10 protein-coding genes are annotated in these 11524 nt (G+C 73.3%); 4 read left to right on the forward strand and 6 right to left on the reverse strand.

The window, feature by feature from the left end; all coding sequences use genetic code 11:
• Positions 1–207 precede the first annotated feature (207 nt).
• On the forward strand, positions 208–1959 hold the full coding sequence (locus ACFVU7_RS15505; RefSeq protein WP_074002744.1) for a peroxidase family protein: 1752 nt from the start codon (positions 208–210) through the stop codon (positions 1957–1959).
• Positions 1960–2081: 122 nt separating this feature from the next.
• Here ACFVU7_RS15505 and ACFVU7_RS15510 read toward each other — a convergent pair whose 3' ends face one another.
• Both ACFVU7_RS15510 and ACFVU7_RS15515 read right to left on the reverse strand, forming a co-directional pair.
• Positions 2082–2771 (reverse strand): response regulator, encoded by a 690-nt coding sequence (locus ACFVU7_RS15510; RefSeq protein WP_388045397.1) that lies wholly within the window; start codon positions 2769–2771, stop codon positions 2082–2084.
• Positions 2768–3919, reverse strand: coding sequence for a sensor histidine kinase (locus tag ACFVU7_RS15515; RefSeq protein WP_388045398.1), 1152 nt, complete (start codon positions 3917–3919; stop codon positions 2768–2770). The genes ACFVU7_RS15510 and ACFVU7_RS15515 overlap by 4 nt, the downstream gene beginning before the upstream one ends.
• 167 nt (positions 3920–4086) lie before the next feature.
• Between ACFVU7_RS15515 and ACFVU7_RS15520 the strand changes: the two genes are divergently transcribed.
• Positions 4087–5277, forward strand: coding sequence for a lipase (locus ACFVU7_RS15520; protein WP_074002746.1), 1191 nt, complete (start codon positions 4087–4089; stop codon positions 5275–5277).
• Between the two features lie 321 nt (positions 5278–5598).
• On the opposite strand, the gene ACFVU7_RS15525 is transcribed toward ACFVU7_RS15520, so the two are convergent.
• A complete protein-coding gene (locus ACFVU7_RS15525) occupies positions 5599–6654 on the reverse strand; it encodes a hypothetical protein (RefSeq protein ID WP_143204548.1) in 1056 nt (351 codons plus the stop codon).
• Between the two features lie 363 nt (positions 6655–7017).
• Between ACFVU7_RS15525 and ACFVU7_RS15530 the strand changes: the two genes are divergently transcribed.
• A complete protein-coding gene (locus tag ACFVU7_RS15530; RefSeq protein WP_380775507.1) occupies positions 7018–7461 on the forward strand; it encodes a hypothetical protein in 444 nt (147 codons plus the stop codon).
• A gap of 89 nt (positions 7462–7550) precedes the next feature.
• Positions 7551–8510, forward strand: a complete 960-nt coding sequence (gene pip, locus ACFVU7_RS15535; protein ID WP_380775505.1) for a prolyl aminopeptidase — start codon at positions 7551–7553, stop codon at positions 8508–8510.
• Positions 8511–8547: 37 nt separating this feature from the next.
• On the opposite strand, the gene ACFVU7_RS15540 is transcribed toward pip, so the two are convergent.
• From ACFVU7_RS15540 to ACFVU7_RS15550, 3 genes are all read right to left on the reverse strand, one after another.
• On the reverse strand, positions 8548–10608 hold the full coding sequence (locus tag ACFVU7_RS15540; protein ID WP_388045399.1) for a DUF2264 domain-containing protein: 2061 nt from the start codon (positions 10606–10608) through the stop codon (positions 8548–8550).
• A gap of 81 nt (positions 10609–10689) precedes the next feature.
• Positions 10690–11202, reverse strand: a complete 513-nt coding sequence (locus ACFVU7_RS15545; RefSeq protein ID WP_375873067.1) for a GNAT family N-acetyltransferase — start codon at positions 11200–11202, stop codon at positions 10690–10692.
• A 93-nt stretch (positions 11203–11295) separates the two neighbouring features.
• On the reverse strand, positions 11296–11499 hold the full coding sequence (locus tag ACFVU7_RS15550; protein WP_049649584.1) for an MbtH family NRPS accessory protein: 204 nt from the start codon (positions 11497–11499) through the stop codon (positions 11296–11298).
• Positions 11500–11524 lie beyond the last annotated feature (25 nt).

An 11524-nucleotide genomic window follows, 5' to 3' on the forward strand; every position in this document is an offset into this window, starting at 1 on the left:
TGGGCCGACAGGTGACCGCCCACCACCCCGGGCGGGCTGCCCGGGTCAAGGCACCGGGCCTTTGCGGTGGTGTTCGGCGGCCGGGGTTACCCGCACGGCGGAGTGCGGGCATGCGTGCGGGGCGGCCGTGACCGAGTCGGCCGTGAAGCCCCCGGGTGAGAGCGCCCCCGGCGCCGTCACCCGGACGACGGAAGGAAGAGTCCTCCGATGACCACGGACACCACGACGGCCGACACGCCCGCCGACGACGTCGCCACCCGACGGGAGGAGGCCCGCGCCCGGCTCCTCGACCAACTCCTGGGCCACGACGGACAAGCAGCGCTGAATCCGGACGGCCTCCGGGTCGCCGACCCCACCTTCACCGGCCACGGCTGTCCGCTGCGCCTGGACCTGGGCGACGGCACCCGCCCCGCGGAGCCGCACACCCCGGTCGCGTTCCGGGACACGGTGGTGGAGACCGGCACCTACACGTGGCTGTTCCCCGCACTGGACGGGTACGTGCCCGGCGACGATCTGATCGAGGAACTCGGCGCGCCCGGCGGCCAGATGGACCTCAACCCCCCGCTCCCGTTCGACAAGCGGCAGTGCGCCGAACTCGGCGAGAAGATCGACGACAAGTACCTGGCGAAGCCGCCGAAGCCGTCGACGGCCCCGGCCGAGGCCGGCATCCCGGCGGGCTACACCTACCTCGGCCAGTTCCTCGACCACAACATCACCTTCCAGGCCGACGTGACCTTCGACAGCAACACCATCGGGGACACGACGAACTTCCGCAGCGCCAGGGTCGACCTCTCCCACGTCTACGGACTCGGTCCCAAGACCCAGTCGTTCGCGTTCTACGACAACCTCGACGTCGGAAAGTTCTGGATCGACCCGAACCGCGACTACGACGTGCCCCGCAACCCCCAGGGCGTCCCGGTCATCGCCGACCCGCGCAACGACAACACCATCATCTCGATCCAGATCCACCACGCCTTCATGCTGTTCCACAACGCCGTGGTCGACATGCTGAAGGGCTCGGTCCCGGACGTCGCCCTCTTCGACACGGCCAAGCAACAGGTCGTCTGGCACTACCAGTGGATGATCCTCAACGACTGGCTTCCCAGGATCGTGAAGGACTCGGTGTACGCGAAGGTCAAGGCGGTGGCCGAGAACAAGGAAGCCCCCTTCCTCCTCTTCAACCCCCCGCAGGACAAGCCGGTCGCACTGCCCCTCGAATTCACCACCGCCGCCTACCGGCTGCACTCGCTGCCGGTCGAGGAGTACCGCCTCAACAACACCACGACCGGCCACCTCTTCAACTTCCGCAGACCGTTCTCACCGCTGCGCACCGAACAGGTCATCGACTGGCACCAGTTCTTCGTGATCCCGGGGGCCACGCAGCAACCCCAGTACGCGAAGAGGTTCGACCGGAAGATCATCCACGCCTTCCTCCAGATGCCGCCGCCCATCGACAGCCCCCTGACGTGGCTGGAGGACTCCACGGAGAAGGAAGGGCTCCCGGACGGAAACCCGTACCAGGGCCAGCTCTACTCGCCGCTGCTCTCCATCGCCATTCGGAACCTGCGCCGCGCGAACTCCTTCGTCCGCAAGGACGGCACCAAGGGGCTGCCCTCCGGGGAGGACCTCGCCAAGGAGGTGTACGCGAAGTACAGCTCAGGCCACGATCCTTACACGCCGAAGGACTTCGGGCTGCAGGACTTCGACCACGTACCGCCCTGGTACTACGTCCTGGGCGAGGGCGCGCTCGAGGAGAAGTCGGACGTGGGCAGCCTCAAACTCGGCACCCTGGGCAGCGCCATCGTCGGCGAGGTGATCGCCGCACTGATCAAGGCCGACCCGGGCTCGTACCTCAGCCACAACAGCAGGAACTCGGCGAACCCGTGGAAGCCGACGTTCGGCAAGGACCCCGGCACGTTCTACATGGCGGACCTCGTGCGCATCGCCGGACTCGTGTGACGACAGGCCCCCGGGCCCGGCCGCCGGGAAGGTCCTCACGTCGACGGTGCTCGTGGTCGGCTGCGAGGAACGGGTCGGAGCTCTTGATGAAGATCAGGTCCACCGTCCCGGCGGGTGAGGCGTCAGCCTGTGGACGGGGGGTTCCCACCCGCGGTGACCACGCCCGTCTCATAGGCGATGACGACCAGCTGGGCCCGGTCGTGGGCGTCGAGCTTGGCCAGCAGCCGCCGGACGTGGGTCTTGACGGTCGCGATGCTCAGCCCCAGATGGTCGGCGATCCCGCGGTTGGGCAGTCCCCGGGCCACCAGTCGGAGGACTTCCCGTTCCCGTGGGGTCAGGCCCGCCAGCTCCCGGGCGAGCCGCGGGCGCGGCTCGTGGCGTCCGGCGAACTCGTGGATCAGACGGCGGGTGACGGCGGGCGCGAGCAGGGCGTCGCCGGCGGCGACCACCCGCAGGGCCGCCAGCAGGTCGGCGGGGAGGATGTCCTTCAGGAGGAATCCGCTGGCTCCGCCGCGGAGTGCCGCGTACACGTACTCGTCCAGGTCGAAGGTGGTGAGGACCAGCACGCGGGTGCCGACGGCGTCCGGGTCCGCGCAGATGCGCCGGGTGGCCTCCAGACCGTCCATGCCGGGCATCCGGATGTCCATCAGCACGACGTCGGGCCGCAGCCGCAGGGCGAGTTCGACGGCCTGCTCCCCGTCGGCGGCCTCGCCCGCGACGGCGAGGTCCGACACGCTCTCGATGAGCAGGCGGAAGCCCGTCCGCAACAGCGCCTGGTCATCGGCGATGAGGACCCGGACCGGCGGGTTCACCGTGCCGCCTCCGATCCGCAGGGCAGCCGCGCGTGCACCCGGAACCCGCCCGTCTCCAGGGGGCCGGCGGAGAGGGTCCCGCCGCACATGGCCGCCCGCTCCCGCATCCCGACGAGTCCGTGCCCGCCGCCGAGACGCCGGAACGGGAACCGGGACGGGAGCTGAGACGGGAGCCGGGCCGGCGCGTCGTTGACGACCTCGATCTCGACCGCCTCGGGATCCACCCGGGACAGGCTCACCCGGCAGTCCGCCGCCCCCGCGTGCCTGACGACGTTGGTGAGGGCCTCCTGGACGATCCGGTAGACCGCCAGTTCCACCCCCGGGGGGAGCGGTGGATCCGGGTCGACGGACAGCTCCACGCGCGGGCCCGCGCCGGCCGCGAGCGCGGGCAGGTCCGCCAGACCGGGGGCGGCCCCGAGCTCGGCTCCGTCACCGGGTGAGCGCAGCACGCCGAGCATGCGGCGCATCTCGGTGAGCGCCGTCCGGCCCGCCGTCCCGACCAGGGCGAGGGTCCGCTCGGTCTCCTCCGGGTTGGTGGAGGCCACCGCGCGGGCCACCTCGGCCCGGACCGTGATGACGGTCAGATGGTGGGCCACCACGTCGTGGAGCTCGCGGGCGATCCGCAGGCGCTCGTCCGTCACGGCCTGCCGGGCGGCGAGTTCCGCGTACGACCGCTGCTCCCTCAGCGCGGTGCCCACCAGCCAGGGCAGGGCCATCATCAGGGACGCGAAGACGACGCCCCCCGCGACCTCGGAGGCCGGGACCGGTCGCGGCCCGAGGGCCATGGCCGCCGCGACGGCGCCCAGCGAGCAGCCGAGCGCCGTCGCGGACGGGCGCCGCGGTTCCCGCGCCGCCACCGTGTACAGGGCGGTCCCGACCGGGACCCAGGACGCCTCCCATCCGGTGGACAACACGGCGAGGACCGCTCCGGCCAGAACCGTGTACAGAACCCGGACGGGCCACCTGCGCCGTACCGCGACCGGCAGCCAGACCACCGCCGCCACGGCCCCCGCGCCCCAGCCACCGCTCAGCGTCTCGCTCACGCCGAACGCCAGGGCGAGGAGCACGGCCGCGACCGTGTCCACGCCCTGCCACTGTCCGTCCCGCAGACGTCCGGCCACCAGCGGCCGTGACTTACCGTCACCCATGCCGGCCACGCTATCCAAGCGGGGCCCAGGGCCCGTCAGCCCGGAGGACGTCATCTCACGGGCTGAGTCATCCGCACGACCGATGCCCGTCGTACCCTCCTGGGCTGACACCGGGTTCCTCCCCGGGGGCGAAGCCGCCCGGCTCGTCGGCCGGAACAGTGGAACGCATGAATCGGAGAACACTGCTGTCCTCGGGCGCCGCACTGGCCGCCGCCCTGATCCCGGGTCCGCTCGCGCCGGCGGCCGTCGCGCAAGCGGGGCAGGAGGAACCCGTGCGGTTCCAGCTGCCCGCCCCGAACGGCCCGTACCCGCTGGGTACGGTCGCGCTGCACCTGGCCGACACCACGCGGCCGGACCCCTGGGTGCCCTCCCGCCCCTGCCGTGAGCTGATGATCAGCATCTGGTACCCCGCCCGCGGCCGCGCGGACCGCCCCACCGTTCCCTGGATGCCTCCGGCGGCGGCCGACCGGTACCTGAGCATCCTCGGCCTGCCTCCCGGCCGGGTACGGCTGGGAGCCACCCACGGCCACGAGGGCGCTCCCGTCGGCGGCCCACCCGGCCCCCTGCCCGTCGTGCTCTACTCCCCCGGCGCCGACGCGTCACGGTCGTTCGGCACCGGCGTCGTGGAGGACCTCGCCAGCCACGGCTTCGTGGTGGTCACCGTCGACCACACCTACGACGCGGCGGCGGTCGCCTTCCCCGGTGGACGCGTGGAGACGAACCCGACGGGCGGGATCAGCGACTACGCCAAGGCCCTCGCGGTCCGTACCGACGACATCCGCTTCGTCCTGGACCGGCTCGCCGTCCTCCGCGCGGGTGGCCACCCCGGCGTCTGCCGCACCCCGCTGCCCGCCGGCCTGCGCGGGGCGCTCGACCCGCGGCGCGTCGGGATGCTCGGCCACTCCCTGGGCGGCGCCACCACCGCCGCGACGATGCTCACCGACGGGCGGATCACGGCGGGCATGAGCCTGGACGGGGGCGCGGCGGGCCCGGTGGTGGACGCCGGGCTCGACCGTCCGTTCCTGGTCGTGGACACCCCCGGCAAGGGCGGCATGGAGAACAACCCCGCCCTGCGCGCGTTCTGGTCGCACCTGCGCGGCTGGCGCCTGCACCTGACCGTACGGGGAGCCGCGCACCAGTCGTTCGGCGACGACGTGCTGATCCTGCCGCTGATCGCCCCCCTCCTGGGCAGGTCGGCGTCCGATCTGGAGGAAGACGTCGGGACGATTCCCGGGCACCGGGCGCAGGCGTTCCAACGCGCCTACCCGCGAGCCTTCTTCGACCTCCACCTCCGCGACCAGGGGCGGCTGCTCGACGGCCCCTCCCCCGACTTCCCCGAGGTCGACTACGCCCGGTGAACGCCTTGGCGCCGGCCTCGCACGGGGATCACGATCCGGGGAATCCCGCGGGGCGGCGAATGCGGGCCGGGGTCAGTCCTTGTGCCGGAAGGACGCCTGCCCGGCGGCTTCGGCGTCGGGGCGAGGACGGTCGGGGGCAGGTCCTGGGCGAGCTGGACCAGCGCAGTGGTGCGACCCGGCCTCACGGGGATGTGGTGGGCGGCGAGGCGGCGGCTGAGCGCGGAGGCGGAGATGTGGCTACGCCTCCGCACCGGAACGCCCCTCTGCGGCGCCACTCCTGTTGACGGAGTGGTGTCACAGAGGGGCGGAGGGTGGGCTTGGTCAGGCCCTGCACATGACCAGGGCGCGACTCTGGCCGATGTGGGAGCGGGTTGTCCAGGAGTTGGCGTTCTGCGGGTCGGGGGCGTCCAGCTCGATCTCGTCGTCGATGGCGCCGAAACCGTCGAGGCCCAGACGGCTGTCCCGTCCGCCGCCTGCGATCTGTGTGCCCTGGGGGCAAGTGGCGCGGGCCACCTGGCCCTTCTGGGACCAGTCGGAGGCGACGACGGTGGGCACGGGCGCGCCCTGGGCGCACATGGCGTAGGCGCGGGTCTGGCCGCTCTTGGCCTGGACCATCCAGGTGTTGGCGCTGTCGGGGGCGGGCCCGTTGGCCTCGACGCCGTCGCTGAGCGCGCCGGTGAAGTTGGTTCCGATGCGGGCGTCCTGGCCGCCGCCGACCAGCCCGTAGCCACTGGGGCAGGTGGCCTTGGCGATCCACCCGGCCTGGGACCAGTCGGAGGCGACGATGGTCAGCGCGGGGGCTCCGGCGGCACACAGCGCCATCGCGCGTGCCTGGCCCTTCTTGGCCTGCGCGGACCAGGTGTCGGAGACGGTCGCGTCGGGGGCGTTGAGTTCGATGTCGTCGTTGACGTCCCCGTTGATCAGTGTCTCCAGCCGGGTGTCCCGGCCGCCGCCGATCAGACGCTGGCCCGCCGGGCAGGTGGCCTTGGCGATCCATCCGGCCTGGGACCAGTCGGAGGCGACGACGGTGGGCACGGGCGCGCCCTGGGCACACACGGCGAAGGCGCGGGCCTGGCCCCTGCTGGCCTGGACCATCCAGGTGTTGGCGCTGTCGGGGGCGGGCCCGTTGGCCTCGACGCTGTCGACGACCGTCTTGAAGGTCGCGTTGGCGTAGAGGTTGGCGTCCTGCCCGCCGCCGACCAGGCCGTAGCCGCTGGGACAGGTGGCCTTGGCGATCCACCCGTCCTGCGACCAGGCGGAGGCCACGATCTTCACTGCCGGGGCGGGCCCGTCCACCGCCCCGGCGGACGGCCCTGCCGCTAACACCGCGCCGGCTGCCAGCACCCCTGCGAGGGCGAGGCGGATCCCGTGCATCATTCGAGCCCCTTCACGTGCCACTGAAAACGACGCCCTCCCTAGCCGGGGGGCTCGTCGAGTGTGCGGTGCGGAACCCCGCCCACTAGATCACGGCACATTCAAACCACCTGTTCGGATGAATGCCGGTCACCGTCACCAGACAGCGCCCCCTCGCCGAGGGCCGCGAGCCGATGCGGCCCCCGCTGAGGCCTCCGGTCCTCGGGGGTCGAGACTGGTGAGCTCGCATGTTGATGTGTCGCGTCCACGGTGACCCCGTCGGGACGGGGTGATGCGCCGGAGGCCGGGAACGGCCGCGACGTACAATCGCGGCGAAAACGAAGCGCCAGGCCGGGATTCCGGCACCGGCGTGAGGGAGGGGACAGGATGTTCGGTTCGGAGAAGAAGCTCAACGACATGGCGGCGCGGCTCAGGCCCGACCTGAGTCGGGAAGCGCTCGGCGTCGGGCCGGACTTCCCGGGCATCGCCCCGAACCCGGTCCTGAGCAGGGACGCACGGAAGCGCAATGCGGAACTGCGCACGGGGGCGCTCGCGCTCGGCGTTCTCGTCGACTGGCGGGAGATCAGCAGCGGCGGCAGCCCACGCGTGGCCCTGATGCTCGACGTGGAGACCATCGGCGGCATCTCGTTCCGCGGTATCGCGGACGAGAACCTCACGATCACCGAGATCGCCCGACTCGCCCCGGGGCAGACGTTTCCCGTGCGCTACCGGCCGGCCGTCATGGACCACTACGTCGCCCTTGCCCGGGACGCGGACCCCGCCCACGTGCAGCGGCTCTCCGACGAGATCGCGAGCCGCAAGCGGACCTGACCCGAAGCCAGTCGAGTGCGAACCGGCCCCGGGGCGGAGCGCCAGCGGTGCCTTCCGCCCGTTGCGGCCCCCGCGTACGATCGGCGCTCATGGTTGACCTCTATCCTCCGACCGAGCCGTACGACACCGGGGTCCTGGATACCGGAGACGGCAACCGCCTCTACTACGAGCAGCTCGGCAACCCGGACGGCAAGCCCGCCCTGAACGTCCACGGCGGCCCGGGTGCGGGGGCGCCGCGACGGCCGACCCGGGCCTGGGACCCGGAGCGCTACCGGGTGATCCGCTTCGACCAGCGCAACTGCGGCCGCAGCACCCCGCACGCCAGTGACCCGGCGGCGGACATGAGCCTGAACACGACGCGGCATCTGATCGACGACATGGAGCGGCTGCGCGAACACCTCGGTGTGGAGCGGTGGTTGCTGAACGGCGCCTCCTGGGGGTCGACCCTCGTCCTGGCCTACGCGCAGCGGCATCCCGAGCGGGTCACCGAGATCGTCATCCCGGCCGTGACGACGGCCCGGCGGGCCGAGATCGACTGGCTCTACCGGGGTGCCGGACGGTTCCACCCGGAGGCGTGGGACCGGTTCCGCGACGGCGTCCCGGAGGAGGAGCGGGACGGCGACCTGTTGGCGGCGTACGCGCGGCTGATGGAGAACCCCGACCGCGCCGTCCGGGAGAAGGCCGCCGCCGACTGGCTCGCCTGGGAGGACGCGGTCGTCTCCAACGAGCCCAACGGTTCACCCGGCATGTACAGCGACCGCGAGGTGGACGAACGGATCGCCTTCGTCCGGATCTGCGCCCACTTCTTCAGCCACGGCGCCTGGCTGGAGGAGGACCAACTGCTGCGCGACGCCCACCTGTTGGCCGGCATCCCGGGTGTGCTCGTCCACGGCCGGCACGACATGGGCTGCCCGGTGCAGACGGCCTGGGAGCTCGCGAAGGCGTGGCCGGGGGCACGGCTCCACATCATCGAGGACTCCGGGCACGCCGGCAGCGAGGCGATGGGGCAGGCGACCCGGACCGCCATCGAGGAGTTCAAGAACCGCTGACCCCCAGGCCTCGGAGGCGACCTCGCCGGCCCCGAACTCAGGTCGCCGGACCGCGGTCGACCGGAGCCTGCCACGGCAGGACCGGGCGGACCAGCAGTGTCCGCCCGTCCGGCCACGTCAGTCGGACCTCGGTGCCCGCCACCCGGACCGTCACCTCCGGTGCCGGGGGCGCCCCCGGCGCACCGGTCAGCAGCACGGCGCCGACCACCACCTCGAACTGTTCTGACGAGTCGTCACATACCGGTGCCGGAGCGGGCGGGAGCACGAGGAGGGGCACGGCGCAGCGGTGGCCGAAGGCGTTCGCCCGCTCGCGGCGGTGCACCTCCGCCGCCGTCCAGCCGTGCAGCCCGAGCACCGCGCTGACCAGCCCCGGCCCGTTCGCGCCGGGTGCCGTCCGGACGGCCGCGCCCGGAAGCTCCCGCAGGACCGTCTCCGGCTCCGCCTCGGCCGCCAGCGCGTAACCCCCCTCGCGCAGGCCCCAGCCGGGCGGCCGGCGCAGCCCGTGCACCCTGATCTCCCAGGGCCCGGCCGGCACCGAGACGCTCACCACGGGCGGCGGGGCCGCGCCGGGGACGGGCCCGCCGGGGGGCAGCGGCCGGTGCCAGGAGGCGGCGTACCGGTCGGTCACGGCGAGCGGGTGGATGCGCTCGCGGCGGGTGGCGGTGCCGTCGGGCAGGAGCAGCGCCAGGTGGTTGTCGATCCGTGGCGCCTCCGGGCCGATCACCGGCCCGGTGCGGGTCGAGTAGGCGAGCCTGGCGTAGTGCGGCTCGTCGCGTTCGACGGCCGGCGGGGCGGTCAGGTAGCAGGAGCCGTGGTTGAGCACCCGGACGAGCCCGTCGGCGGCGGTCCGGTGGACGAGGAAGCCGGGGACGGGCAGCGCGGCCGTCAGGTCGGCGCGCTCCCCCGCGAGCGGCTCCTCGGGCGCCGTCCACACCGGGTGGCCGGCCGGGAGCAGCAGCCCCAGGAACCCCATGGCCGCCGCGTACGGGGAGCCGGGCGAGCTGTAGACCTGGGCGGCCGCGCTCTGCTCCCCGTACCAGCCGAGCGGGAGCAGGCCGCGCGGGTCGGGCGCGCCCCGCTCGGTGAAGTGCCGCAGCACGCCGGAGGCCAGGCGGCGGGTCTGCCCCGGGGTGAGCGGGGTCGCGCCGTCCAGCGCCCCGAGCCAGAACGGGGCCAGGCAGGCGAAGCGGTAGCTCAGCGACCGCCCCTGGTGGAGCACCGCGCCGTCCGGCCCGAACAGCCAGCGGTACTGGGCGAGGAAGCGGTGCAGCCGTTCGCGGTACAGCGCCGCCCTGGCCCCGGCGCGTTCCCCGGCGATCCGCGCCCAGAGCAGCGGGTAGAGGTGGAACCCCCAGGCGTTGTAGTGGTCGAAGCGGCGGCCGGCGTCGTAGGCCGCTTCCGGGCCGACGGCGAACTCCCGCGGGCCGCCCGAGCGGAAGTCGTGGCGGGTCTCCGGCCCGTCCAAGTACCAGCCGTCGCCGGAGTACCACGGCTCGATCCGGTCCAGCCGGTCCTCGATCTCGCCTCGGTCGTGCCCGGCGCCGACGGAGGCGAGGAACTCGCCGACCACCGCCTGGAAGAGCACGTGGTTGTTCTCCCGGACGCCCCGGCCGACCGTCCCGCCGAGCCAGCCCGCCACCTGCTCGCGCTGACCGGGGGTCAGCCGCTCCCAGATCCACGGGCGGGACTCGTGCAGGGCCACCGCGAGCGACGCGGCCTCGACGATCTGCTGGGAGTAGTCGGTGACGGCCGGCCAGCGCTCCGGCCCGCCGGGGTCCGTGCCGGCGAGCAGCCCGGTGGTGACCTGGTCGGCCAGCTCTCCGAGGCGGCCGCGTGCCGGCTCGTCCCCGGCCGCCAGCCGGACGGCGGCCAGCACCGCCGTCCGCGCGAAGCCCTCCAGGCCGTCGGTGTCGCCGCCCGACCAACTGCCGCGGCCCGGTGGCGAGATCCGCGCCCCGAGCGGGCTGCGGTAGGGCCGCAGGGACGCCAGCAGGTGGTCCGCGACGGCGATCCAGTGCCGACGGGTCCAGCCCGTCACCGGCGCGCCCGCCCGGTCCTCGGGCGGCAGGTCGAGCCCCGCGGTCGGTCGGTCCCGCATACGGCGGCCTCCTGGTGGCGACGGTGCCGGCGGCTCCGGCACCCTCACCGTACGGCCGGGCGCGCCGCGGGCCCGGGCGGCTCAGGCCGGGTCGGCGGTGGAGACGGCGAGCAGCTTCGTCACCGAGCCGTCGTCCCCGACCACGTCGCGCAGGTGGCGGAAGCCGAGCCGCCGGCACATCGCCAGGCTCGGGGTGTTCTCCGCGCCGACCATGCCGTAGACCTCCTTGAGCCCCAGTTCGTCGCCGGCGTAGCGGATCAGGCCGCGGACCACCTCGGCGCCCAGGCCCCGGCCCCAGAACTCCGGGGCCAGCGCGGTGACCAGCTCGTGGCCGTCGACGTTCCCGGTGCGCTTGACCTCGGCGTGGCCGGCGTACGCGCCGTCCAGCCAGAGGCCCCAGATGTCGAAGAGGTGCTGCGGGTAGACGTCGGTCAGGATCGCGCGGAACAGCGTGCGGATGTCCGGCTCGGGCACCAGGTCCTGGCCCATCCAGCGGCACACGTCCGCGTTGCGGAGCAGGGAGACGAAGGCGTCCTCGTCCTCGGGCCGGTAGGGGATGAACTCCAGGTGCTCGGTGCGCAGCTGAGGGGTCATGCCGCTCTCCTCTTGGGTCGTGGTGGTTCGGTGGTGCGGCAGCCGTGGGGCGGGGCCGGTCGGCGCGGCCGGCGGCCCCGTCCCCGCGGCCGGTCAGGCTCGGGCGTTCTCCATGCGCTCGCGCAGGCTCTTCGGGCGCATGTCGGTCCACACCTCGTCGACGTAGGCGGTGCACTCGGCCTCGGTGCCCTCGGTGCCGACGGGCTGCCAGCCGGCCGGGACGTCGAGGTCGGCGGGCCAGAGGGAGTACTGCTCCTCGTCGTTGCGCAGCACCTGGTAGCGGGTGTTCTCGTCCATGTCGGGCTCCTTCGTCATCGTCGGT

The sequence above is a fragment of the Kitasatospora sp. NPDC058046 genome (assembly GCF_042885595.1).
In the GTDB taxonomy this organism is placed as follows: Bacteria; Actinomycetota; Actinomycetes; order Streptomycetales; family Streptomycetaceae; genus Kitasatospora.